This window comes from Marinobacter sp. L-13, from assembly GCF_056857715.1.
This window is the reverse complement of record NZ_JBSXNQ010000046.1, coordinates 43,043-65,195: the sequence shown is the minus strand read 5'-3', so window position 1 is coordinate 65,195 and position 22,153 is coordinate 43,043. Positions and strand designations below refer to the sequence as shown.

General features: G+C 56.9%; 25 protein-coding genes. 8 read left to right on the top strand and 17 right to left on the bottom strand.

The features are described from left to right. Nucleotides 1-126 precede the first annotated feature (126 nt). Nucleotides 127-1,569, bottom strand: coding sequence for a sucrose phosphorylase (gene gtfA / locus AC13DD_RS06490; RefSeq protein WP_008172506.1), 1,443 nt, complete (start codon nucleotides 1,567-1,569; stop codon nucleotides 127-129). Between the two features lie 17 nt (nucleotides 1,570-1,586). Next, entirely contained in the window at nucleotides 1,587-3,860 is a 2,274-nt protein-coding gene (ggpS, locus tag AC13DD_RS06485) for a glucosylglycerol-phosphate synthase (RefSeq protein WP_405416980.1), read from the bottom strand. Between the two features lie 224 nt (nucleotides 3,861-4,084). Here ggpS and AC13DD_RS06480 point away from each other — a divergent pair, with 224 nt between their 5' ends. Beyond that, nucleotides 4,085-5,017, top strand: coding sequence for an MFS transporter (locus tag AC13DD_RS06480; protein ID WP_053112881.1), 933 nt, complete (start codon nucleotides 4,085-4,087; stop codon nucleotides 5,015-5,017). A gap of 72 nt (nucleotides 5,018-5,089) precedes the next feature. Here AC13DD_RS06480 and AC13DD_RS06475 read toward each other — a convergent pair whose 3' ends face one another. Further along, nucleotides 5,090-5,524, bottom strand: coding sequence for a DUF3010 family protein (locus AC13DD_RS06475; protein WP_273156239.1), 435 nt, complete (start codon nucleotides 5,522-5,524; stop codon nucleotides 5,090-5,092). 26 nt (nucleotides 5,525-5,550) lie between these two features. Further along, complete coding sequence (locus AC13DD_RS06470; protein WP_104270645.1) at nucleotides 5,551-5,895, bottom strand: PBPRA1643 family SWIM/SEC-C metal-binding motif protein; 345 nt, start codon at nucleotides 5,893-5,895, stop codon at nucleotides 5,551-5,553. A gap of 260 nt (nucleotides 5,896-6,155) precedes the next feature. Between AC13DD_RS06470 and AC13DD_RS06465 the strand changes: the two genes are divergently transcribed. Further along, complete coding sequence (locus AC13DD_RS06465; RefSeq protein WP_008172497.1) at nucleotides 6,156-6,449, top strand: hypothetical protein; 294 nt, start codon at nucleotides 6,156-6,158, stop codon at nucleotides 6,447-6,449. Between the two features lie 27 nt (nucleotides 6,450-6,476). Here the strand turns inward: AC13DD_RS06465 and AC13DD_RS06460 are convergent, their stop codons facing one another. The 5 genes from AC13DD_RS06460 to AC13DD_RS06440 form a co-directional block, all read right to left on the bottom strand. Next, a complete protein-coding gene (locus AC13DD_RS06460; RefSeq protein ID WP_014578102.1) occupies nucleotides 6,477-7,091 on the bottom strand; it encodes a PEGA domain-containing protein in 615 nt (204 codons plus the stop codon). 36 nt (nucleotides 7,092-7,127) lie between these two features. Then, nucleotides 7,128-7,679, bottom strand: coding sequence for a hypothetical protein (locus AC13DD_RS06455; RefSeq protein WP_139216062.1), 552 nt, complete (start codon nucleotides 7,677-7,679; stop codon nucleotides 7,128-7,130). Nucleotides 7,680-7,879: 200 nt separating this feature from the next. Next, nucleotides 7,880-8,560, bottom strand: a complete 681-nt coding sequence (locus AC13DD_RS06450) for a flagellar basal body-associated FliL family protein (protein ID WP_092033417.1) — start codon at nucleotides 8,558-8,560, stop codon at nucleotides 7,880-7,882. Nucleotides 8,561-8,590: 30 nt separating this feature from the next. After that, nucleotides 8,591-8,758: a hypothetical protein gene (locus tag AC13DD_RS06445; protein WP_008172490.1), complete on the bottom strand. Its 168-nt coding sequence runs from the start codon at nucleotides 8,756-8,758 to the stop codon at nucleotides 8,591-8,593. A gap of 121 nt (nucleotides 8,759-8,879) precedes the next feature. After that, nucleotides 8,880-9,323 carry a YHS domain-containing (seleno)protein gene (locus AC13DD_RS06440; protein WP_288367383.1) on the bottom strand — a complete coding sequence of 148 codons (444 nt, stop codon included), beginning with the start codon at nucleotides 9,321-9,323 and terminating at the stop codon, nucleotides 8,880-8,882. A 196-nt stretch (nucleotides 9,324-9,519) separates the two neighbouring features. On the opposite strand from AC13DD_RS06440, the gene AC13DD_RS06435 reads away from it, so the two are divergent. Beyond that, nucleotides 9,520-11,661, top strand: coding sequence for a sensor histidine kinase (locus tag AC13DD_RS06435; RefSeq protein ID WP_288367384.1), 2,142 nt, complete (start codon nucleotides 9,520-9,522; stop codon nucleotides 11,659-11,661). Here the strand turns inward: AC13DD_RS06435 and AC13DD_RS06430 are convergent. Continuing rightward, complete coding sequence (locus tag AC13DD_RS06430; RefSeq protein WP_273083249.1) at nucleotides 11,658-12,305, bottom strand: response regulator transcription factor; 648 nt, start codon at nucleotides 12,303-12,305, stop codon at nucleotides 11,658-11,660. The two genes, AC13DD_RS06435 and AC13DD_RS06430, sit on opposite strands and share 4 nt — an antisense overlap. 172 nt (nucleotides 12,306-12,477) lie before the next feature. On the opposite strand from AC13DD_RS06430, the gene AC13DD_RS06425 reads away from it, so the two are divergent. Beyond that, nucleotides 12,478-14,577 carry a hypothetical protein gene (locus AC13DD_RS06425; protein ID WP_482931006.1) on the top strand — a complete coding sequence of 700 codons (2,100 nt, stop codon included), beginning with the start codon at nucleotides 12,478-12,480 and terminating at the stop codon, nucleotides 14,575-14,577. Nucleotides 14,578-14,727: 150 nt separating this feature from the next. On the opposite strand, the gene AC13DD_RS06420 is transcribed toward AC13DD_RS06425, so the two are convergent. The 3 genes from AC13DD_RS06420 to AC13DD_RS06410 all read right to left on the bottom strand — a co-directional run bounded on the left by AC13DD_RS06420 (nucleotide 14,728) and on the right by AC13DD_RS06410 (nucleotide 16,440). Then, nucleotides 14,728-14,934 (bottom strand): cold-shock protein, encoded by a 207-nt coding sequence (locus tag AC13DD_RS06420; RefSeq protein ID WP_008172483.1) that lies wholly within the window; start codon nucleotides 14,932-14,934, stop codon nucleotides 14,728-14,730. A gap of 282 nt (nucleotides 14,935-15,216) precedes the next feature. Further along, on the bottom strand, nucleotides 15,217-16,026 hold the full coding sequence (gene yfiB, locus AC13DD_RS06415; protein WP_008172481.1) for an outer membrane lipoprotein YfiB: 810 nt from the start codon (nucleotides 16,024-16,026) through the stop codon (nucleotides 15,217-15,219). 27 nt (nucleotides 16,027-16,053) lie between these two features. Continuing rightward, the gene (locus tag AC13DD_RS06410) at nucleotides 16,054-16,440 is read right to left on the bottom strand and encodes a DUF4398 domain-containing protein (RefSeq protein WP_008172479.1); all 387 of its coding nucleotides are present in this window, start codon (nucleotides 16,438-16,440) and stop codon (nucleotides 16,054-16,056) included. A gap of 228 nt (nucleotides 16,441-16,668) precedes the next feature. Between AC13DD_RS06410 and radD the strand changes: the two genes are divergently transcribed. The 4 genes from radD to AC13DD_RS06390 all read left to right on the top strand — a co-directional run bounded on the left by radD (nucleotide 16,669) and on the right by AC13DD_RS06390 (nucleotide 20,602). Continuing rightward, the gene (gene radD / locus AC13DD_RS06405) at nucleotides 16,669-18,426 is read left to right on the top strand and encodes a DNA repair helicase RadD (protein ID WP_482931005.1); all 1,758 of its coding nucleotides are present in this window, start codon (nucleotides 16,669-16,671) and stop codon (nucleotides 18,424-18,426) included. Between the two features lie 89 nt (nucleotides 18,427-18,515). Beyond that, nucleotides 18,516-18,998, top strand: a complete 483-nt coding sequence (locus AC13DD_RS06400) for an FKBP-type peptidyl-prolyl cis-trans isomerase (protein ID WP_482931004.1) — start codon at nucleotides 18,516-18,518, stop codon at nucleotides 18,996-18,998. 16 nt (nucleotides 18,999-19,014) lie between these two features. Further along, entirely contained in the window at nucleotides 19,015-19,470 is a 456-nt protein-coding gene (locus AC13DD_RS06395) for a metallophosphoesterase family protein (protein ID WP_092033438.1), read from the top strand. A 217-nt stretch (nucleotides 19,471-19,687) separates the two neighbouring features. Next, the gene (locus AC13DD_RS06390) at nucleotides 19,688-20,602 is read left to right on the top strand and encodes a DUF4124 domain-containing protein (protein ID WP_482931003.1); all 915 of its coding nucleotides are present in this window, start codon (nucleotides 19,688-19,690) and stop codon (nucleotides 20,600-20,602) included. On the opposite strand, the gene AC13DD_RS06385 is transcribed toward AC13DD_RS06390, so the two are convergent. Genes AC13DD_RS06385 through AC13DD_RS06370 form a run of 4 tightly spaced genes read right to left on the bottom strand, consistent with a single transcriptional unit; the run spans nucleotide 20,597 to nucleotide 22,131 of the window. Then, nucleotides 20,597-20,821, bottom strand: coding sequence for an MBL fold metallo-hydrolase (locus tag AC13DD_RS06385; RefSeq protein WP_273017547.1), 225 nt, complete (start codon nucleotides 20,819-20,821; stop codon nucleotides 20,597-20,599). The two genes, AC13DD_RS06390 and AC13DD_RS06385, sit on opposite strands and share 6 nt — an antisense overlap. Continuing rightward, the gene (locus AC13DD_RS06380; protein WP_482931002.1) at nucleotides 20,785-21,315 is read right to left on the bottom strand and encodes an MBL fold metallo-hydrolase; all 531 of its coding nucleotides are present in this window, start codon (nucleotides 21,313-21,315) and stop codon (nucleotides 20,785-20,787) included. The genes AC13DD_RS06385 and AC13DD_RS06380 overlap by 37 nt, the downstream gene beginning before the upstream one ends. Beyond that, nucleotides 21,305-21,904, bottom strand: coding sequence for an NUDIX hydrolase (locus AC13DD_RS06375; RefSeq protein WP_482931001.1), 600 nt, complete (start codon nucleotides 21,902-21,904; stop codon nucleotides 21,305-21,307). The genes AC13DD_RS06380 and AC13DD_RS06375 overlap by 11 nt, the downstream gene beginning before the upstream one ends. Beyond that, nucleotides 21,901-22,131: a hypothetical protein gene (locus AC13DD_RS06370; protein WP_482931000.1), complete on the bottom strand. Its 231-nt coding sequence runs from the start codon at nucleotides 22,129-22,131 to the stop codon at nucleotides 21,901-21,903. Before AC13DD_RS06370 ends, AC13DD_RS06375 begins: the two co-directional genes overlap by 4 nt. Between the last annotated feature and the right edge of the window lie 22 nt (nucleotides 22,132-22,153).

The window sequence follows — 22,153 nt, the reverse complement described above, 5'->3', positions numbered from 1 at the left end:
CTTTCTTTGGTTATCTGGGGACTGAATATAACCCTGGTCCTGATCCTGCTGGTTTTTGTGTTGCGCTGATGCGAAGGCAGGCCAGGGGTATGATCAGGTGAGCCCGATGCGCATCCAGCGCCTCGGTCAGCACTCCAGGTGTCGGGTTTCCCCCGTTTCCACATCGGTATAAGTGACCTTCACGGTTTTGAAGTTCAGGTCTACAAACAGGTGGCAGTAATAGTCGCCATGGCGCCAGGCCATGGCCACGCTTGAGTTGTTGGAATAGTTCAGTTCGAAGTGCCCATCAAAGGCCGGGTAGTTGCTGCGGAATTTCATCAGGTTCAGCAGTCTTTGCACCACCGGTTTCTGGATGTCCTGCTCCACCTCTTCCAGGCTGTAGTAATGCCGATTGATGTCTCGCAACTCGCCACTTTGTTCCATCAGTTCGTGATCGTTACAGCCGGCCAGCAGCCCCACGTAGTAAACCTGTGGGATGCCCGGGGTGAAAAACTGGATGGCCCGGGCGGCGATATAGGCGTCGTCGTTTTGCATCAGCGCGTCATAAAAGGTGCAGGTGAGCTGATAGATGGCACCCACGCTGTGAATGTTGGCCGCTGAGCGCCGCATGATGGGGTCCGCGCTGCGGGCGTCGATGTTGTCGATCAGTACTTTGATTTTCTCATCCGGCAAAACGCCTTCCACATCGGGAATGCAGATGCCGTCATGGGTATCCAGCACGGTGACCATGTTGCGCGGGCACATGCGCAGCCAGTTCTTCAGATACACACTGTTGGCGTCCAGCAGTGAATACAGCAGCAGCGGCGGCAGGGCAAAGCCGTAGGGGTGCATGTTGCGCCGGCTGATGGCGTATTGGTAGCTGGTGTGGTCGTGTACTTCCGGCAGGCATTCCGCCCCGTGTTTCAAGGCAACCTGGTTGACCCAGTCGAGGATCTGATACACCTCCGGTTCCACCAGAAAGCAGCTGGTGCCGATCCGTTTGGTGGTGTATCCGAAGGCGTCCAGCCGCAGCAGATTAACCCCTTTTGATGTCAGAAATCCGATGTAGCTTTCCATCAGCTGATAGGCCAGGTCGGATTCGTAATTCAGGTCGATCTGCTGCTCGGTGAAGGTACACCATACTCGGGTTTTGGTGCCGTCGGACAAGGTCACTTCCCGGAAGGGTTCTTTCTCCTTGCGGATGTGAATCTTCGCCATGTCGTCCGGTGAGATCTCGCCGAATTTGTCCACGTGCACAAACAGATCGGCGTATTCCGAGTCGAAGCCGTTGGCAATGAAGTCGGTGAACTCCGGCGATTCGTCCGAGATATGATTAACCGTCAGATCCACGCACAGATCGTACTTTGCCGTAAAGGCTTCGATGTCGTCCCAGGTGCCCACCTTCGGGTCCACTTCCTTGTGGGTCAGCGGCGAGAAGCCGCCATCGGCGTTGGAGGGAAAAAACGGCAGGATGTGCAGCCCGCCGATGGCCTCGGACAGATGCGTGTCCACCACGGTGTAAAGGTCTTTCAGATTGTTGCCGATCCGGTCCGGGTAACAGATCAGCTGCACCGCATTTTTGAGCAACATGGTGTGGTTTCCTCCGTTCAGGCGGCGCAATGACCAATGGGCAGAATCTTTTCCAGTTTGGTGGTGCGGCGCTGTTCGGCGGTGTCGATGAATTCCCGCCCCCAGTAATCGATGTCGTAACGGCTGACCACTTCAAAGGCCTCGCTGAGCCGATTCTGTGCTTCGCTGCGGCTCATGGCCAGGGCGTAGTAGCAGGTGTCGGCAAGGTCCTGGGGGTGATGGGGATTGGCCAGGATGGCACCGCGCAGTTCGGCGGCGGCGCCGGCGAATTCCGAGAGCACCAGCCTGCCACTGCCCTGGGTCAGGCCCTGGGTGGCAATGTATTCCTTGGCCACCAGGTTCAGCCCGTCTCGCAGCGGTGTAATCCACATCACGTCCGCCATGGTGTAGTAAGACACCAGTTCCTCGAACGGCAGGGCGCGGAAGAAGAATTGCACGGGCGTCCAGCCCACCTGTGCGAACTGGCCGTTGATGCGACCGACCGTCTGCTCGATCTGCGAAAGCAGTTCCTCGTAGATGGTCATCCCGGCGGCCGCCGGCACGCAGACCATCATCAGGGTAACTTTGGTTTTCAGCTCCGGGTGCTCGTTGAGCATGCGTTCGTAGGCATCCAGTTTTTCGATGATGCCTTTGGTGAAGTCGAGGCGCTCGACCGACAGAATCAGCCGAACGTCCATCAGTTCGTTACGCAGGGTTTCCATGCGGTCAATCACGCTCTGGTCCGCCAGGGCATGTCGCACCCGGTTCAGGTCCAGCCCCACCGGGTGGGCGCCCAGGCCGATCTTGCGATCATTGACCTTGATTTCGGTGCTCATCTCATCAAGGCCCACGGCACAGCCGTAGGTCAGGAACCGGGGCGCACAGCCGGCTTTCTGAGTGACTTCCAGGGGCGTGACACCGCGAGCCACATCGACAAAGTTTTCCGCCTGCCTGGGAATGTGGAAGCCGATGTGATCGCACTGCAACAGGCTGCCAACGATTTCACGGCGCCAGGGCAGCACGTTGAACACGTCTGCTGAGGGGAAATAGGTGTGATGGAAAAAGGCAATGGTGAGGTCCGGGCGAATCTCGCGCAGATAGGCCGGCACCATCCATAGATTGTAATCGTGAATCCACACCACCGCGTTCTCGGCGGCTTCCTCGGCCGCGCGCTCCGCAAACTGCTTGTTGACCTTGAGGAACACCTGCCAGTGATCATCGTGGAAGGTGGCGCGCTCCCAGAAGGTGTGCAGGGTTGGCCAGAAGGCTTCCTTGGAGAACCGCTTGTAGAAAATCTCGACGTCGTCTTTGCTTAGGGGCACCCGCGCGGCCACCAGTTTTTCGTAGCGGTCGGTATCCACTTCGGTGTGGGTCTGGAACGGGCCCAGGTCCGGGTCGTCAATGGACCAGGCCACCCAGGAGCCGGCTTTGCCGTCGGCAAAGAAGCTCAGCAGCGTGGGGATGATGCCATTGGGGGATTTTGGGCGACGGCGGATCAGTTCGCCGTTTTCCACCACTTCTTCGTAGGGCAGGCGGTGGTACACGATTACCAGGTCGGATTTGCCCCGGTTCATGTAGTCCGGCGCTTCCGCTTCAATGCCCAGATGGCCGAGATACCCGAAGTGTTCGAACGCCTCAAGGATACCGCCGCAGCCGGCTGCCCCGGCGTGAAGAACCCTTGCCTTGTGCATGGTAGCGTCCAGCAGGTCGGGCTCAGATTCGCCCACGCACACGCCTTTGAAGCCGTGCTCGTACATCGACAGGTCATTCAGGGTGTCGCCGGCCACCAGCACGGATTCCGGGTCGACGTTCAGGTGTTTCACCAGTCGTGACAGGGTACGCCCCTTGTTCACGCCCCGGGGCAGGATGTCCAGGTACTTGTGGTTGGAGAAGAGCGCATTGCAGGACAGCGCCTCGATGCGGGCGACCATCTCGTCAGTGACCACATCGCCGTCGCAGAAATAGGACACGCGGCGTTCCTGGGGGACTTCCTGTCGCTGCAGGCCGTCAAAGGGGAGCAGGGCGTCTTCGATCATCTGTTCGCCCGGCCAGAGCTCGTCGATCTCGCCTTGCAGCGGTTGGATGGCCTGCTGGGTCTCGCCGTGAACCACGGTGCAGCCGACGTCACAGATGATGTAGTCCGGCTGCGGAATGGTGGGGTCGGACAGCAGCGGCAGCACGGATTCCAGGCCGCGACCGGTCACGAATACCAGGTCTATTTCGGGGTGGGCGGCAACCAGTCGGTAGAGCTTGAGGCGGTTATCGGGATCACCCGCGAGAAAAGTACCATCGAGATCGGTGGCCAGTAACATAGTCTGCTCCTATCGAAACTTTTGCTCAGATAAGGAATGCGTTGCAGCTTTCATACCGGAATCGGATTTAACAGCGTCACCTATGGCGCAGCGATTGCAGGCCAGTAAGCAGTGGCACGGCGATCAGGGCGATACAAAAACTGAACAACACACCCCAAGTGCTTGCTGTCTGAGGCAAACAAGCCCTTTCATTTCAGGGCAGGGAGGTGTGTATCTGGACTTTAATGCGCCCTATTGGTGCAATTCTCGCGAGTGTCGCGCTATTACAGCTCGGCAGTGGCTTGTTGAATACGCTGCTGGCGGTCACGGCCAATGAGCAGGGTTTTTCCACGGCGCGGATCGGCGTCATCATGTCTGGTTTTTTCGTGGGGTTCGCCTGCGGCATCTTTATCAGTGGCCGTTTGATCCGCCGCATGGGCCATATCCGTACCTTTGCCTTCTGCGCGGCGGTGTGCGCGTCCATCGCGCTGCTGCACTCCCTGTGGGTTGATCCCTGGGCATGGATGGCGCTTCGCTTTCTTTACGGATTGTCCCTGGTCACCCTGATGACGGTGACGGAGAGCTGGCTAAACGCCCGCGCTGAGAAGCACGAGCGCGGGCGGGTCTTCGCCATGTATATGGTGGTCAACCTTGGGGGAATTGCCCTTGCTCAGCAACTGCTCAGGCTGAGCCCGGGCGAGCTGTTGGTGCTGTTTTCGGTGTCGGCCATCCTCAGTTGCTGGGCGCTGCTGCCCATCACCATCAGTAGTCGCAGCCAACCCCACATTCCCGAGCGGGCTAAGAGCAGTCTGAAGAAAATCATCGGCTTTGCGCCGCTGGCCGTTGCTACCTCGGCGCTCTCCGGCCTGGCCATGGGCGCTTTCTGGGCGATGGCGCCTTTGTACGCGAGCAAGCTCGGATTCGGGTTGTCGGAGGTGGGGCTGTTGATGAGCCTCACCATTGTGGGCGCTGCCCTGGCGCCTCTGCTCGTGGGTTTGATTATGAATCTGGTGGGCCCGCAGGGCATGCCTGTTTACATGGCGGTTGTTCTGGGCTTGCTCGCCACCTATGCGATCTATCAGGTTCGCCATGTCTCCGTGCTCACCGCGGGCGAGCAGGCGCATTTTGAGCCGATGGCGCAGTCGTCCCATGAGATTGTTGAAATGATTGAGCGGTAGACAGATATCGCACCGGCTCACCGCTCCAAGGACGATGAGTGGCCCGCGTTCGAGCTTCCGATAGCCGGGAAGTCATTGGCTCTGTAGCTGCCCTACATAGGCGCAAACGAAGGCCGCTTCCTGGAAGGCCTTCAATCCCGTCTCTGCAAACGCAATAGGCAGCGGATTGGCTGCCAGTGTGGACTTGATGAGAGCGGAGGGCAGCAGGGTTACCGTCAATTCGATGTCGGTGATCAGTTGAATGGCAGCTTCCATTTTGAAGCTGACAGCACCACCGGCAAATTTGCCTTTGGGCATCCGCTCTTTGATTGCGACGTGAGTCACGCCGTACTCGGCCATTAACGCGCCAAAGGCCGCCTGGAACTGCTTCAGGTCTTCACGGCTATGGTTTTTTGGCAGTGACAGTTTGCGCACCTTGCATTCCGGCAAATTGAACTGCCCCCGGTCCATATTCAGCAAACACACCACTGCATCACTGCCGGTAAGCTCAACACCGCAAACAATCATAGCCATTTCCCCGTCTCCGCCTGTTATCAGCCGCAGCACTTCTTGAATTTGAGCCCGCTACCGCAGTTGCAGATATCGTTACGTGAAGGCGATTTTACCGTGGTAACCGTCCCGCCTTTGGTCAGGATAGCGGTAAGTTCGGTAATGGACTCAACGGCGCCCTCGCGGGTATCCACCGAAATGTTCGCGTACAGCTTTGCCTTGGCCACTTGCGCTTCGACTTCCTGCTTGCGCGCGTCACTGGTCACCACCAGCGTAAGCGGGTATTTCTTGCTGCCACTCTTCTGGCTGGCGTTGGTCTGAAAGCCGCCGTAAGTGGTGTGGTGCTGGCGTGCGTCCTGCCGGCCTTTGAAGAAAAATTTGTCTGACATGCTGAGATCCTGATGGGGAGAATGCCCGGGCTATTGCCGGGAGGAGTCTTTTAGCATGCTTATGGAGACGGCGATATAGGGAGATACGAAATCCGTCCGCTCCCCCGTGACGGTTTTGTGACCTTTCCTTGATCGACTTTTTACCCAGCCGTGACGGCCGCGTAAGCGTTCCTGCTTAGTCTGCATTCTGATGCTGCTGGTCTTCAGGTATGGGGGCGGCAGTGTCGAATAGACACTATTTCCAATAAGGAGAATGCACAATGAAAAGCCTGACAGCGACGCTTTTGGCCCTCGGTACCACCCTGGCCCTGATGGCCCCGGCCCATGCGGACGACATGGACAAGGGCAACAAGGGAATGGACGACACCATGATGCAGGACGACATGAAAGAAGACGGCATGGCCAAAGACTCCATGAAGTCCGACACCATGGACACCATGCATGACGGGATGAAGACCGAAAGCATGATGGATGAGGACATGAAAAAAGAGGGTATGGAAAAAGACGCCATGAAAAAGGATGGAATGTCCGAAGGGGATAAAACATCCATGTAATGGCCGGAAATTTTCCAGAGTGGCGCTCTATTGAACGCCGTAAACCTCAATAATCGTCTTGGCCAGCTCCAGGTCGTTCTGGTTCGCCAGTGCGAGCTGGTTCAGTGCCCGGATGGTGGTGTCTTTCTGGGAGGCATCGACACCCAGCAGTTGCACGATGGTGTCCACCTTTTCACCGCCACCGCTTGCCAGCTGGTGGCGAAACTCTCCGCTGAACGCGATGATGATTTCCTTGATCTGTCGCGGCTTGGAGGTGGAGATCCCGGTCGGGGTGTCAGGCTTCAGGGTGACGAAGTACTGGTCCGGCGAGAACTCGTGAATGGCACCTGAAACACCATCGGTAGTGGAACCCAGAAGCCCGCCGATCACGATGTTCCCGAAGAACCAGGGGTTGGTTGTGGTAGAGAGCTGAGCGGTGTAGGTCTTGTAGCCTTCCTTCTCAAAGGTAATGGACTGGTTGGAGCCCCGATCCACTGGCACCGTCAGTGGCGTTTTACCGAGCACTCGGCCGGAAACCGTAACGGTGGCTTCTTCGGGCTCGCTGTTGAAGGTGAGCTTCTGGTCGGTTCCTGAGACGACCGACGCGCAACCGGTCGACAGAAACGCGATTGCAGCGAGTGTGAGGAGTAGGGAGTACTTCATGGTTCTTCCTTGTTGTAGAACGTGGTTCCAGAAACGTTATTGCGTGAGGGAGACGTCACCGGGCTGGATTTGCAGTTCGGCGAGTTTGTCGAGCAGACCCTGAATGTTGGCTTTGCCGGAGCCTTCGTTGGCCAGTCTCAGGCGCTTGATAGCGGCGAATGCATCGCCAATGGTGGCGGTGTAGGGGGCGACAACCGTTTCATTCAGAACCACGGCACCGTTGTTATCGCGGTCAGTGAGGATGTATCTCACGTGGGTGGTTACCTCGAAGTCCAGACCGAACATGGGTTGGTCAACTTCCAGCAGGAGCGCTTCGAGCTGGTAGCGGCCGGAGCCTGCGAGCAGTCCCTGTTTCTGCAGGGTTTGCTTCAGGGCGCCAGCGAACGCGTCGTTGTCGATTTCAGAAGTCCAGGCGGGGTTTGTTTTTTCACCGCCAGATACGTTGGTGACATCCACATTGTCTTCCAGGGCTGTGTCGTAGGCCTTCACTGGCCCCTCATACACCATGTTGCCCATTTTGGCGCCGGAGGCGCAGCCGGTGAGGTACAGCAGAGCAGCCAGCACTGCCAGGATCCTTGCGTTTCGCACAGTAGATTCCTTCTTACTTAATTGATTATTTTGAGTTATTCCCTGCCGACACGCCGGAGCTTATGGCGGCGCGCCATGGTAGCTGAGCGTTGGAGAGCTTGCTATGAACTGAGGGGCTAACCGGAGTAAAATCTCGTGAAATGTCACGGAGAGGCTGGTCTGGAGTTTGTTCCAGTGCTGCGGGCTTTTTGTGCTGGACGCTACTCCTTGAGCCGAACGAGCAACCGCCCATCCTGGACCTGGATATAGTCCACGCCGGCTGCAAAGGATTGCCAGAACCCCGGGTTGGCACCGAACTCGTTGACCAGATCCACGTTCTTGAGGTTGCCCAGCCAGGCGTTGGGGATGGGAACGCCCATCAAGCTCACTCCCTTTAACTTAACCAGCGGGCGACCGTTGGCAAAGGAGAGTTCCACTCCTGCATTTACTCGCACCGTTCTGCCGCCGAGTACAGGGAAACCCTCTTCAAAAGGTACGAGAAGCACCGCGCTCAGAAGATCGTCCGAGAGATCGACGGCGAGTCGTTGAGCCAGATCGGTGTTGTTGGCGAGCATGCCGTTGAGTTCCCGCTCGCTGAAGCGTACCTCCCGGCTGGCACCTTCCTCACTGTAGGGCTCTGGCTTTAACGGGCCGGCAGATCCACCACCTTGGGTGTCAATCCCCAGGGTGTTCAATTTGCTGTTGAGTGAATCCTGTTCACTGGCATTCAGGGTTACGGGTTCGAAGTTGTCTGGGAACACATAGTGGCTTAACCACCAGTAACCAATGCCTGCCGTGGCAACGATGGTGAGCAGGACAATGCCAAAGACATGCAGGCCACTGAAGCCCTTCTTTGCGGGTGGTGGCGCGGATGTTGGTTTATCGTCGGTTGTTTCATTCATTGCCGATGGCACCGCTTTGACGCGGTGGTTTCAGTTCCCTTTTTTGAATTTCGCTTTGCAGTTGCCGCTCATGCACATGGTGCAGTAGTGCTCACGGTCCTCGTGCTTGGTGCCCTCTGTGATCTTGATGCCACAGCCGTTGCAGAGCAGAACGGCAACGTCGCCTTCAAATTTCACAATAGCGTGTTCGTATTCCATAAGACACTCCGGTCCTGATTTAAAATGCCTCATGAGTAGTACGGTATTCGCAGCGGGGCAGACCGCTGGCGGGCTGCTACCACCGGCGTGTTTGAGATTAAACCGCGATAAACTCTTTTCGTCATTCCAGAACCTTTGGCCAGTTTGCGTCTGCCTGTCGAATGAAGCCCTCTGTGTCCTTCAGCCATCGATCCTGAACTGACTCATTGTAGTTGAGATAAAGCCGGCCATCGCGGATGGCCCAGTGTTGAGGGTCACCTTTGGCGAGGTAGCCTTGGGCGACCGCCCAGGCGCAGTAGCCGCCGTAGGCAGGCAAGTAGCGTTCAGGATTGGCTTCGAAGCGCGTCAGGTTCTCCGCACTCGCGAATCGCCAGGTTACGCCCAATTGCTCTGTGGTGTATTCGCGCGAGCCTTTGGCTGGTTTTCCCGTTTCGAAGTAGCTGACTGTGTCGTAGCCGCCCGCCCCGGTATTGCTCAGCAGGCCGGTGTAGACGGCAGGCTCAGAGGCCCAGGCGCTGGCGGTCAAGAATAATACGAGGGTGATGAATGTCAGCTGTCTGTTCATATCGATTTCCCCGAAGGATTTCAGGCATTTTGGAATTCTGCGCCGTGCTATCCGGTTTTAGAACCGGAACTATCAGTTTTGTTTCACTGGATCGACGTTAACGTGGGAAAACTGGCCCCCTCATTCAGGGTGTCGCAAATCCTCCCTTGGGTGGCTAATCTGAAAAGCAATCTATAGGGATTGTGGAGGATTTCAGATGGCACCCAGGCAGAGGTTTCTGCTGATTGCCGTCGTGGCCCTGGCGGCCATTGCCATCTCAGCGCAGGTCGCGCTGTCGTCGCCCTGGCTGGGGCTCGAGCTTTCGCCCCATGATGGGCCGGAAGGGCTCCGGGTCGATCGGGTGCACCCGGATTCACCGAACGCCGGGGTTATTCGGGTGGGCAGCATAATTGTGGGGCTGCAAGCGGCGGATGGTCGGCAAATCCCGCTGCATGGCAATCTGGTGATGGAAGAACCAGACCTGCTAAGCCACACCGATCTTAATCTGTTTATGAAGCGCCAGACCGAATTGGATCAGGCGCTGCGCTCAGGCGGGGCAAGGTTTGTTCTCGCATCCGGTGACCAGGTGCCGGTTGTGGCCATCGATACGCCGTGGCATCAGCTCTCGGGCGGCTTTTCGATTCACACCTTTTACGGGCTGATTGCTTTGATGGTGGCGGTTGGCATCTGGGCCTTCCGCCCGAAAAGCGCAGCGACCCGGCTTTACGCGCTTTCCGGCGTAGCAACCATGGTGAACACCCTGACTCTTGCCATCTACGGCGATCGGGAGTTTGTGCTGAGTGGCGATGTGTTTGCGGTGGTTTCTGCGGTTAACCACCTAGCCACGCTCATGGTGAACGCTTCCCTGGTCTCCCTGTTTTGGGTGTATCCGCGCCCGCTTGCCCGTTTTCCCGTTCCGGCACTGATGATTTGCATCGCACTGATCATGTGGGTTCTGAGCGAACTCCAGGTGGGCGAAAGCGCCCAGGTGACGGTCTACCTGCCTATTGTCGTCGGTTATGTGCTTGGCTTGTGCTTTGCGGGTGCCCAATGGGTGGCCTCGAAAGGTCGCCCCCTCGAGCGCGCTGCCCTGAAATGGTGTGTATTGGCAATTTTCCTGGGCAGTGTTTTGCTGATGGGGCTGGTGATCATACCGCCAGTCTTCGGCCACCCCCCGCTCGTGCCGCTGCTGGTGGGGTTCGGCGCCTACCTGATTCTGTACCTCGGCATCGCGGCGGGGCTGGTGCGCTATCGCCTGTTTGATATTGAGCGGTGGTGGTTCAAGACCTGGCTCTGGTTTGCCGGGGGGCTGATGGTGCTGGTGTTGGATGCGATCCTGATCATGGGTGTTGGTTTGACCAGCACCTATGCGCTGACTCTTTCGCTTGCCATTGCGGGCTGGCTTTACTTTCCATTGCGGCAATGGCTTTGGGATCGATTCGGGCAGCGTTCCAGCATTTCTCTGAACGAGGCTCTCAGGGAGCTGGTGGATAAGCTTTTTTCTGCCTCTACGGAAGCGGAAGTTCGCAGGGCCTGGCCGGATCTGCTGCGCATGACGTTTCAGCCACTCAGTCTGGAGATGCCCGATGCGCCGGATAAAAAGGCCGCGGTGGCAGTATCGGCAGACGGTGTGTTGATGGAGCTGCCTGCGCTACCGGGTGATACCCGGCGGGCGAGCCTGGAATTTGCCAGCAATGGGGCCCGGCTGTTTACCAAGGAGGATATGCGGGTGGCGAACCTGCTGTATGACCTTACTGGAAAGGCGTTGCAGGCGCTGCAGGCCCGTGATGCGGGGGCGAAGAAGGAGCGCAGCAGAATCATGCGGGATCTTCATGACGATCTGGGTGCCCGGTTGCTGAGCCTCGTGTACGCCACGGACACAGGAACGGTGCGCGAGGTGGCCCGATCGGCCCTGAGGGACCTGCATGGGCTGGTAGATACCACTGCAGGGACGCCAGCCAGTCTGTTGGAGGTGGCCAACGGCTGTGAGGGTGAAATACGCCAGCGGCTGACGGACTCGGGTATCGAACTGGATTGGCAGGCAGATCCCATGAGTCTGTCTGACCAGGAGCTTTCGGCCCGGGCTGCTGCCAATATCGCGCGCATTCTCAGGGAAGCAATTTCCAATATCATCAAACACGCAAATGCTGATCGGGTAGAGGTAACGTGGAGTCGTGATAGCGACCATCTTTTCGTGCGGGTTTCCGACAACGGCAAAGGCGAGACCCTGGATGGCCAGGGTGACGGGCACGGCCTCAGAACCATGCAGGTTCGTGCCGAGGACCTGGGCGGTCGTGTTGATTGCCGGGTGTTGGCGGAAGGCGGCTTTGTTGTGGAGCTGACGCTGCCGGCAGCCTAGCTGTCGATCATACCCATGCGCATGGCTTCCCGGGTGGCCTCCGCCCGGGAGGACACCTCCAGCTTGCGATACACGGTTTTCACGTAACCGGCGGTTGTGTGACGGGTAATGCCCAGGGCCTGGCCAACCTGAGCCAGGGTGAAGCCTCTGGCAATCAGTTCCAGTACTTCCTGCTCTCGCGGGGTCAGGTCCGGCTGTGCGGTGGTATCCGGCGGTGCAAAGGTTGCCAGGACCCGCCTGGCCACCGACGGTGACAGTGGCGGCTCATCGTCAATAATACCCGCCAACCGGCGAGCCAGCTCGGATTGGGATTGCTGTTTCAGCAGGTATCCCCTGGCGCCCGCCCGTAGTGCCGGGAACACATGGCGGTCGTCGTCGTGGATGGTTATCACGATGCAGAGGCACTCGGGCACCGCCTCGCGCAGGTCGCGAATAAAGTCGATGCCATTACCGTCTGGCAGGCTGAGATCAATCAGAGCAATGTCCGGCTCAAGATCCGCCTGTTGAAGGTGAGACACTTTATCCCTTGCCTCAGTGAGCCGGTTGGCAACGGTCACCGAAATCTCCGGAAAAACTTCCTTGAGCACGTCGCGCAGCCAATCCTGAGCGCCTGCGTGATCTTCCAGAATAAACCCCAACTTCATTTGATCGTCCTGATGCTCTTGGGTTGCCGCTCTTTCAACATAGCCCCCTCAAATGGGGGAGTCAAAGCCGGCCAAGGTCCCCTCAGGTGCGGTCTGCTGCCGTTGGTTCATGTCCGATAGCCTAGTGACGGACAGCGTAAAGCAACCGCTTTACGAACAAGGAGGCAGTCGAATGAAAACATTGAATGTTATGTTACTCAGGGTGTTAACCGTTTTGGCCGTGTGCTTTGCCCTGGCGGGCTGCTTACGGAGCAGTGATTCAAATGATGATGACCTGGTTGAGGAAGATTCCAGCGAGGAGGTCGGTGGCGATGATGTCGCTGACAGCGGTGATACCGGGGACAGCAGCGGTGATGGCGGGGGTGGTGGCACAGCCTCTGGCGCACCAGCAGCGCCAGTGGTTACGCCCGCCTACGATGACTGGACGCTGACTTTTACCTGGCCGGCAGTGGCCGACGCAGACTTTTACCAGGTGTTTGAAGACCCGGACGGCGTGAGTGGCTTCACCCAGATAGGTTCGGACCTGACTACCAACGAATACACCAACAATATCAGCCTGACCGAACGCAACGGCGCCCGTTATGTCGTTGCCGCCTGCAACAGTGAGGGCTGTACCGATTCCAGTGAAGTGACGGTTGATAGCCTGGACAGCGGGATCACGCCCATCGTGGTAAGTGGCGATCCGGCGCCGGGCATTGGCAGTGGCGCCGTGTTCAGCGGTGAAGTTGGCACCCAGCTGAGGTTTGATGTTAACCAGGCCGGCACCGTCGCAATCCTTGGTGCGACCGATCAAACGGACAGCAGCGGCAGCTTGAGAGACGGTATTTTCAGCTACAGTTCGGGCGCGGGCCTGAGCCTGATCCAGGCCGACGACGCCACGCTGCCCTCAAGCGATGCTACCTACAACGGTTTTTTCAACGTACTGATCGATAACACCGGTCAAATCATCTTCGGCGGTATCCTGAACCAGCAATCGGGCTCGGTGACGGATCAGGTCGATGGGCTTAACAATGAGGTGCTCTTGCGCAGCAATGCCGGCACAACGTCTGTGATCGCCCGGGAAGGCGACCCTGCGAGGAATGGCACCGAGTTCCCGACACTGGATGCGGGAAATATCTACTTTACAGAGAATATCCAGGGTAATCGGTTATTCTCGTCCTTGAGTTCAGACGGCAATGGTGCGATTACCTTTAAGCCCGGGTCGAACACGGATGCCTTCAAAGTGGCAGACGATTCGTTTTATCCAGCGGGCAGCGCATTTTGGACGATCACAGGCTTGGGGCAGAAGGCCCAATCGTTAAAGGCCGGTGAAACGCTACTTCCCGGCAATCTCGAGGCAAAAAACTTCGGTTTCCTCGAGTTTGACAGTAACCAGGCAGAGCAGCTGGTTATTGGTCTGTCACTTCAGAACGCAGATGGCACAGCTCTCTCCGGTTCGACGGATTCAGGCATATACGTCCGTAATGCCGATGGCAGCTACCGGGAAGTTGTGCGGGAGGCCGGTGGCTCCGCAAGAGATTTTATCGATGATCTGAACTCTGCCAGACCTAAGTTAACCGATAATGGCGAAGTGTTTTACTTCGCTCCCAGAGCGGTTTCCGGGGCGGCCAATCGGGGAATCTACACTGATTCGCTGGGTAACGGTGATTTTACCCGGATCAGCCGTAGCGAGCAGACGCTCCTGCTGGATGATGGCTCGCTCTTTGAGGTCACCGGCTTTATTGGCGGCGCGAACTCGTTCGATGTGGGCGCCGACGACTCCGTGGCCTTCCTGGTCAACTCCGGCACCCTGGATCAGGAAGACGCTTTGCTGGTCTGGACCAACGACGGAACCAGTGCCACCACGGAGGTGTTTTTCCAGGAAGGGGATCCCGTTCGAGGTTTGTCGGATGCCTCCGGTGTGGAGCTTGCTGTTAGCTTGGGCTCGAACACAACCAGATTGGCGTTCAGCCGGCAATCCTGGGCGGCATTCCGGGCGAGCGATGAGGCGGACATCAATAACCGCAAGAGTCTGCTGCTTGCCTCTAGCCCTTCAGGTTATACCCGCGTGATCGCGAGGGAAGGGCAGCAGTTCGCGGTTGATGGCGTCAATTACGGTGTTGTGACCGAAATCCTGGATTTCAAAATGGCTGCGCCGGCCGAAATGATTGTGTCATTGCGATTTGATGAAGATGGTATATCCGGCCTGCAACCAGACGGCTCTTTTGTGGGGCCAGACGGCAAGAATGGGCTCTTCCGTGTTGTATTGTGCAGCCCCTCAGAGCCCTGTTAACAGGAACTCGTAAACTGCAACATTCATCGGCAAGGTAAACGGCATATCGAAAATAAACGGGTAGGGTGCCAGCAGCGATCTTGCCCGTCTTCTTTCAAATAAAAAAGGCAGCCCTGAGGCTGCCTTTTTTGATCACGTATTGGCTGTTATTTACAGGCCAATAACGTTTTCTGCTTGCGGGCCTTTCTGGCCCTGAGTCACGGTGAACTCAACTTCCTGGCCTTCGGCCAGAGTTTTGAAACCGCCACCCTGAATATTGCTGTAATGAACAAAGACGTCTGCGCCGCCTTCACGAGTAATAAAACCAAAACCTTTTGCTTCGTTGAAGAACTTAACGTTGCCGGTAATTGTAGACATAAATAGTTATCCTGAAATTAATCAATAAGGTGCCGTCAAAGGATCGTTGTGATCATTGATCAGCGATATGCGGGAAATAAAAAAACGTGCAGGATCAAAAACAGGACAAAAGGTGTGGCAACACAAGAGGTCTTATTCGTGAAATGCTTTGCTAGATCTTTCCAACGAGATCGACAGTACGCTAATTAGGAGGCCCTGCATAGCAAAGTTTTCAACTGTTGCGAAAAACCGGAACAGACTTGTTTGCTGGGCAAACACTCTGTTCCGGTGTGCATTCGCGTTCTAACGTTCTTTTATATTTCCGTCCGCATCGGAAATCACTATCTCGACCCGCCTGTTCTGTTGGCGCCCTGCGGATGTTTCGTTCGTCGCAACCGGGTATTGTTCTCCGAATCCCTGCACTTCAATCCGGGCGCGATTAATACCTCTATCCATCAGGGCCTCTCTTACAGCCTCAGCCCGACGCTCTGACAGTTGTTGGTTGTAAGATTCTGCTCCGGTGCTGTCCGTGTATCCTTCCACGCGCACGCGACGGTTTTCATATTCAGCCATGAAGTCAGCCAGGCGGCCTACTGTCGTTTCCCCGGCAGGTTTCAGTTCAGCACGATTCAGGTCGAACAGAACGTCACCGAGGGTAAGTACCATGCCACGGTCTGTCTGTTCGGCCTGCATAGCCTCCATTTGACGGCGCAATTCAGCGGCTTCCTGCTGGGCAGCCTGAGCCTGTGCAGAGCGAGCCTGCAACTCCAGTTCCTTGCGTCTTTCTTCGGCGGAATTTATCTGTTGCTGCAGCTTGGCGCGTTCGGCCTGCTCCCGGGCAATCTCGGCATGGCGATTGGCCAGGTAGGCCGCATGCTCGATTTCCGCGGTGCTGGCACCCTCTTCCAGTAATCGTTCAGCGCGGGCCAGCTGATCCCTGGCGCTTCTTAGCTGGCGGTCGCCACTGCGGGCAACGTCTGGATCGGTTCGAATGTCCTCATAGGCCGCCTTTGCTTCATCAACCATCTGATTGTCCTTGGGCGTACTGGCACATCCGGCCAGGAAGACGGAAAAGCCGACAACCATGCTCAAAATCATGTATCGATTGTTCATATCAATCTCCTGTTTAAGCTGGCGCCCTTACTGGCTTCCATTCATGCGTTGGCGAAGAGACTCGATGTTCCTGTTGATCTCTTCCACAGCCTGTCTGGCTTTTGCAGTTTCGGCACGCGCGCCGGCCAGCTGAGCATCGACGGATGCCTGTTCCAAAAGGTGCAGTGCTCTCTGATAATTCTCTTCGCTCATTTCATCGTCGATGAGCTCTTCGGCATCGGCAAGCTTGTTCTGGGCCTGATTCAGCAGCACTGGCTCAAAGTTTCTTGCGTCGGATGACACCGCTTGTTGAACGGAAGATTCGGCGGCTCGCATTTGAGAGGTGGGGGGCTCCACGGAGCCTGCGCAACCGGTGATGGCGACGGCTATGCCGGCAATCCCGACGGCGCCCAATATCGACATATAATTGCTCATGCAATATCTCCTTATACTGGAAAACGGAGGCCTGACTGATTCCTTTAATCCAGTCAGGTTGCTGATCTGTGGTAATGGACCTTGAGGAGAACTCAGGGTATCTGTCAGCTCAAACGCCTCTACTTCCTCAATTCAAAGATAGCAGTCAGTAGTGTTGTGCACATGAGCATTTATCAATGAACATTAAGAATCGAAACACACTGTCTGAGAACGAGTAAGCCCTCCAAAATGAACGCTCCTTTCAAACTCCGGCCTTATCAGCAGGAAGCGGTTGATGCCACGCTGGCTCATTTTCGAAAAACCGATGAGTCCGCCGTTATCGTGCTGCCAACCGGTGCTGGGAAAAGCCTGGTTATTGCCGAGTTGGCGCGTCTCGCGAAGCGAAAGATCCTGGTGGTAACCCACGTAAAGGAGCTGGTGGAGCAGAATCACGCAAAGTATCAGAGTTATGGATTAACCGGCGGGGTTTTCTCTGCCGGGCTGAAGCGGAAGGAAAGTCACCACCAGGTGACCTTTGCCAGTGTGCAGTCGGTATCGGCGAACCTGGATCAGTTTCGGGACGAATACTCGCTGGTTATTATCGATGAATGCCATCGGGTCAGCGGGGAAGAAACCAGTCAGTATCAGCGCATCATAGAGCTCTTGCGGCAACAGAACGATTCTCTGAAAGTGCTCGGGCTGACTGCTACGCCATACCGTCTGGCCATGGGCTGGATCTATCGCTATCACTATCGGGGCTTTGTTCGGGGCGAGGATGACAAGCCCTTTCAGCACTGCATTTACGAGCTACCGCTGAATTACATGATCAATCGAGGGTATCTCACCCGGCCGGAGCTGGTGAACGCGGCAGTGACGCAATACGATTTCTCTGCGCTGCCCCAGGACCGCTTTGGCGAATACGCCGAGAGGGACGTTAACCAGCTGCTGAGCAAAAACAAGCGCGTGACCCGGGCGATCATTGAGCAGGTTGTGGAGTTGGCTGCCGAGCGTCAGGGCGTGATGATCTTTGCGGCCACCGTGGAGCATGCGCGGGAGGTCGCCGGGTACCTGCCAGAACACGAAACTGCCCTGATAACGGGCGCCACCGATCTGAAGGATCGGGACTTGCTGATTCAGCGCTTCAAGCAGCGGCAGATGAAATATCTGGTGAACGTGTCTGTGCTCACCACGGGCTTTGATGCGCCCCATGTGGACTTCATCGCCATTCTTCGGCCCACCCAGTCGGTGAGTCTCTATCAGCAAATAGTAGGCCGCGGACTTCGTCTGGATGAGGGTAAACAGGATTGCCTGGTGATCGATTACGCCGGCAACCATGTGAATCTGCATCATCCGGAAGTGGGGGAGCCAAAGCCGAACCCTGATAGTGAGCCGGTGCAGGTGTTCTGCCCGGGCTGCGGGTTTGCCAATATCTTCTGGGGCAAAACAGACGATGATGGCCGTGTGATCGAGCACTACGGCCGCCGTTGCCAGGGGCTGCTGGAGCCGGTTGACAGGGTTCAGGATGAACGCCCGCAGCAGTGCGATTACCGTTTCCGCTTCAAGGAGTGCCCGCATTGCGGGGCCGAGAATGATATTGCGGCCCGCAACTGTCACCAGTGCCACAAAGCCATCATCGACCCGGATGATCAGCTGAGAGATGCGCTGAAACTCAAGGATGCCAAGGTCATCCGCTGCGCCGGGATATCGCTGGTTGCCGATGGCAGCAAGTTGAAGATCACCTATCACGGGGAAGATGGGGAAGAACTCGGCGAGTCGTTTGATTTCAGCAAGCCGGGCCAACGCGCTGTTTTTAATAAACTGTTCGGGCGTCGCTTTGCCAATAGCCAGGCCCCGAAAGAGTTCAGCTCAGCGGATGAGGTGCTTGAGCTGGAGGCCTTATTGCCGGCACCGGATTTCGTGATTGCGCGTAAGCAGAAGCACTATTGGCAGGTGCAGGAACGGGTTTTTGATTATCAGGGGCAGTTTCGGAAGGCGAATGAAGTTTAGGCCCGGTTTTCCTGTCCTGCTTTTACTTGCCTGCAGTCAGCTCCGCTGCTCGTTATAATGGCGTATCTAAAATCATCGAAGAGAACCCTATGCCAATTGAAAAGAACCAGGTCGTCCTGTTCCACTACAGCGTTCGTGATGAGCAAGACAACGCTGTTGAAGACTCCCACGGCGGCGAGCCGAACGCCTACCTGCATGGCCATGGCGGCATCATCAAGGGCCTGGAAGAAGCCCTGGAAGGTCGCGATGCCGGCGATACCTTCAGTGTGACTGTCACTCCCGATAAAGCCTATGGGCCCCGCAAGCCCGATGCCATCCAGCGGGTGCCGATCAAGCATTTGATGGGGGCCAAACGCTGGAAGGCGGGCATGGTTGCTCAGGTTCAGACCGAGCAGGGGCCTCGCCACGTGGTTGTTGCCAAGGTAGGCCACAAATTTGCCGATGTGGACACCAACCATCCGATGGCCGGCAGAACCCTGACTTTCGATATTGAAGTGATCGATGTGCGCGCCGCCACCCCAGAAGAACTGTCCCACGGCCACGCGCATGGCCCGGGCGGCCACCACCACTAAGCATCTGGGGGCAGGCATGCAGATCGGCGTGATTGCAGATACCCATAGCAAAATGCGTCCAGAAGCCCTGGAAGCCTTGAAGGGCTCGGAGGTCATCCTGCATGCCGGCGATGTCGGGCGGGACGACGTTCTGGACGCGCTCGAGGCGATCGCGCCGGTCATTGCCATCCGCGGTAATATCGATAAATCCGGCCGTGCAGCCGAGCTTCCCGATACTCGAGATCTGGAGTTTCTCGGCCAGGCCGTTTACATGCTCCACGATGTCAAAACCCTCGACTTCGATCCGCAAGGCCGCTACCGCGTGGTGATTGCTGGCCACTCCCACAAACCCCGTAACGAGTGGATTGGCGATGTGCTGTACTTCAATCCTGGTGGCGCAGGCCCCAGACGCTTTACTTTGCCGATTACGGTGGGGCGGTTGGAGGTGACTGAAGACGGTGTGACTGGTGAAATTGTCGAGCTGGCGACTTGATTGAATCGGCAACCAATGCGCCGACATAGAAATTCCGCTCGGCCAACTGGACATTGAGAACATCACGAAAGTGCTCAACGAAAACGGCGTGACTTTGCACCTTTAGGCGTTGGCGGCACCCTGCTTTTTCTGTACCTTTTTGTCTGTCGGAACTGTTTTCCAATGTGTGGTCGGGTAATGTTCAGTGTTTAAAAGGTTAAGGAAAGCCGTGTATCCAGTGGTGGTTTTAACGCTGTTTATGATGGCTGTGTGCCCGGTTTCTGCAAAGATCTATAAATGGGTGGATGAAAACGGCCAGGTGCATTTTGGCGATCGGCAGGATCACCGGGTCGCGCAGGAAGTGGTCAATGTCAAGCCAGGTGCCTCTGAATGGTCGCGTTTTGAGATCGATATCAGAACTGTTGATGTTGAGCTGAGCGAAGCGGAACACCAGCAGATCGTTGAAGGCGTTAACAACGTCTATGAGTTCTTCGACCGGGTGATGTCTTTTGATATGCACCGGACGGTGCCGGTCAATATTCTGATTCTCAAAGACAGCGCGGCATACCGTAACTACCTCGTCCGTCGGAACAGGGGGATGGCTGTTGCCTCTTACGGGCTTTACATACCTTCCGAACACCAGATCGTCGTCTATGTTCGTAAAAACAGAAATCTCACCTTCAAAACCATCAAGCACGAAGTGAGTCATGCGGTTGTCGATACCATCGTTCCCTATGCGCCAGCCTGGCTGAACGAAGGGTTGGCAGAGCAGATGGAGACCATTGAGCGCGATGAATCCGGCTTGTATTTTGAGCGCCACCGTGAAAATCAGTGGGTGGTTGATCAGGCACTTGAACAGGGCCGTCTGGCGGGCATCGATCAGCTATTGAAGCTGCCAAGCAACAAGTGGCGACATTCTGATCTGTCGGGGCGCGGAAGCCTGCGGGCCCAGTCTGGCCAGTTCGTGTATTTCCTGATGTCCAAACCTACCCGAAGAAACTTTGTGGTGCGCCTGATGCACAACTTTAATCGGGGAGATCGCACCATCTCCTATTATCTGGTCAACGACAATTACATTGGTGGTGTAAGCATGCTGGCCCTCGACTGGCGGCGCTGGTTGCACGATCAGGGAGAGGGCGTCGTCAGGTTATAAGTTCGAAGCCGGCGACCAGACTTCCCCGTGCTGCATCACCCGAAAATCCGCTTCGTTCAGCCCTTGTCGCTCCAGGGCGGCTCTTAGCCGTCGGGGCGGCTCGTCCATGGGCTCGTCGGTGAGCACGAACGTGCCCCAGTGCATCGCCACCGACTGTCGGGAACCGATATCCTGATGAATGCTCACCGCCTCTTCCGGGGCCACGTGCACCGGCGCCATGAACCAGCGCGGGTCGTAGGCCCCAATGGGCAGCAGCGCAGGTTGTCTCCGAAGCGCCGGTGTAACTGGCGCACGGTTTTTTCATCAAGGTGGTCGTAGTGGTTGTGGGAAATCAGCACCAAATCAATCGGCGGCATGTCTGCTACCGTCAGGGCCGGCGGTGTGTAACGCTTCGGCCCGACCAGTTGAAAGGGGCTGGCGCGTTCCGACAGTACCGGGTCGGTGAGCACGTTCAGACCACGATACTGGAACAGGAACGAGGCGTGACCCAGCCAGACCAGTTGTGGTTCTTCGGGCGGATTCATCAGGGAATGCGTATCTGGCCGCAGCAGCGTGAAGCGTTTTCCCTTCGGGAAGTTGCGGCCCGGGGCCAGTTGCCAGCGCATAAAATCGCCAATGCCATGTCGGGGGACTGGCTCCAGGTTGCGGTACCTGCCCCGATAGAAATGAGGTTCCGCAGCGAGAGCGGCAAGGCGATTACGGTCAACGGTCATGGATCGAACTCTCATTCTTGTCAGGGGCCAATGCCAGTAGCTCCTGCAACATGCTGTAGCTTAATCCCCAGATGCAGGCATCCTGGTAACGGCAACAGGGCATGTTGAGTGTGCCCAGGGGCGTGCGCCAGGAAAGTCGGCCCTGGTTCGCGTCTGCGCCGAGGTAGTCCATCGGCACCCAGACCGCTCGCTCGACTTCGTGATTCGTTGAGACCGACTTCGGTCCGCGCCACTCGAACACATAGGGGGTGACCACCATCGGGCGCCAGCGGCTGTGATGGCGGGTGACCAGGTCGGACAGCCGGATGAGAAAGCGGCCGTGGCGCCTCAGATTCATGCCGGTTTCTTCCAGTGTTTCCCGCTCGGCAGCGGCTCGTGCAGATGCATCTTCAGGTTGCAGGCGGCCGCCCGGGAAAGCCATGTCGCCAGACCAGGGGTCACCCTCCCGACGGGCCCGCCGGATAAAGAGCAGCTCCTTGCCGCCGTTTTCTGTGGTTCGAAAGATAAGGGCGACGGACGCTCGGGCGAATCGGCGCCTAAACGGTATCTTGTGGGGGCGCAAATGGCGTAGCCAGGATTTCGAGGTCAAGAAAGCCTATCCTCTTCCATAAGCTCTCTCAGTTTGGCAAGTTGCGCCTCAACGACTCGCAGGCGAACTTCTGTTTGAGCGGGTGTTTCCCCCGGGGCGCCGGAAGTCAGTCGGTCGCGGTATTTCTCCTGTTTCTCCACCAGCCGCTCTTCAAGCCGCTTCAGTTCTTCAAGCTCCAGGGACTTACCCTTGTCATGGTCGCCCAGAATATCGTCAAGCTTCGCCACAAGATCCTTGAAACCCACTGTT

What these genes read in the sequence shown, in the direction of transcription:
- gtfA (WP_008172506.1), bottom strand. Translation starts at nt 1,569, where the DNA reads ATGTTGCTCAAAAATGCGGTGCAGCTGATCTGTTACCCGGACCGGATC.
- ggpS (WP_405416980.1), bottom strand. Translation starts at nt 3,860, where the DNA reads ATGTTACTGGCCACCGATCTCGATGGTACTTTTCTCGCGGGTGATCCC.
- AC13DD_RS06480 (WP_053112881.1), top strand. Translation starts at nt 4,085, where the DNA reads ATGCGCCCTATTGGTGCAATTCTCGCGAGTGTCGCGCTATTACAGCTC.
- AC13DD_RS06475 (WP_273156239.1), bottom strand. Translation starts at nt 5,524, where the DNA reads ATGATTGTTTGCGGTGTTGAGCTTACCGGCAGTGATGCAGTGGTGTGT.
- AC13DD_RS06470 (WP_104270645.1), bottom strand. Translation starts at nt 5,895, where the DNA reads ATGTCAGACAAATTTTTCTTCAAAGGCCGGCAGGACGCACGCCAGCAC.
- AC13DD_RS06465 (WP_008172497.1), top strand. Translation starts at nt 6,156, where the DNA reads ATGAAAAGCCTGACAGCGACGCTTTTGGCCCTCGGTACCACCCTGGCC.
- AC13DD_RS06460 (WP_014578102.1), bottom strand. Translation starts at nt 7,091, where the DNA reads ATGAAGTACTCCCTACTCCTCACACTCGCTGCAATCGCGTTTCTGTCG.
- AC13DD_RS06450 (WP_092033417.1), bottom strand. Translation starts at nt 8,560, where the DNA reads ATGAATGAAACAACCGACGATAAACCAACATCCGCGCCACCACCCGCA.
- AC13DD_RS06445 (WP_008172490.1), bottom strand. Translation starts at nt 8,758, where the DNA reads ATGGAATACGAACACGCTATTGTGAAATTTGAAGGCGACGTTGCCGTT.
- AC13DD_RS06440 (WP_288367383.1), bottom strand. Translation starts at nt 9,323, where the DNA reads ATGAACAGACAGCTGACATTCATCACCCTCGTATTATTCTTGACCGCC.
- AC13DD_RS06435 (WP_288367384.1), top strand. Translation starts at nt 9,520, where the DNA reads ATGGCACCCAGGCAGAGGTTTCTGCTGATTGCCGTCGTGGCCCTGGCG.
- AC13DD_RS06430 (WP_273083249.1), bottom strand. Translation starts at nt 12,305, where the DNA reads ATGAAGTTGGGGTTTATTCTGGAAGATCACGCAGGCGCTCAGGATTGG.
- AC13DD_RS06425 (WP_482931006.1), top strand. Translation starts at nt 12,478, where the DNA reads ATGAAAACATTGAATGTTATGTTACTCAGGGTGTTAACCGTTTTGGCC.
- AC13DD_RS06420 (WP_008172483.1), bottom strand. Translation starts at nt 14,934, where the DNA reads ATGTCTACAATTACCGGCAACGTTAAGTTCTTCAACGAAGCAAAAGGT.
- yfiB (WP_008172481.1), bottom strand. Translation starts at nt 16,026, where the DNA reads ATGAACAATCGATACATGATTTTGAGCATGGTTGTCGGCTTTTCCGTC.
- AC13DD_RS06410 (WP_008172479.1), bottom strand. Translation starts at nt 16,440, where the DNA reads ATGAGCAATTATATGTCGATATTGGGCGCCGTCGGGATTGCCGGCATA.
- radD (WP_482931005.1), top strand. Translation starts at nt 16,669, where the DNA reads ATGAACGCTCCTTTCAAACTCCGGCCTTATCAGCAGGAAGCGGTTGAT.
- AC13DD_RS06400 (WP_482931004.1), top strand. Translation starts at nt 18,516, where the DNA reads ATGCCAATTGAAAAGAACCAGGTCGTCCTGTTCCACTACAGCGTTCGT.
- AC13DD_RS06395 (WP_092033438.1), top strand. Translation starts at nt 19,015, where the DNA reads ATGCAGATCGGCGTGATTGCAGATACCCATAGCAAAATGCGTCCAGAA.
- AC13DD_RS06385 (WP_273017547.1), bottom strand. Translation starts at nt 20,821, where the DNA reads ATGGCGCCGGTGCACGTGGCCCCGGAAGAGGCGGTGAGCATTCATCAG.
- AC13DD_RS06380 (WP_482931002.1), bottom strand. Translation starts at nt 21,315, where the DNA reads ATGACCGTTGACCGTAATCGCCTTGCCGCTCTCGCTGCGGAACCTCAT.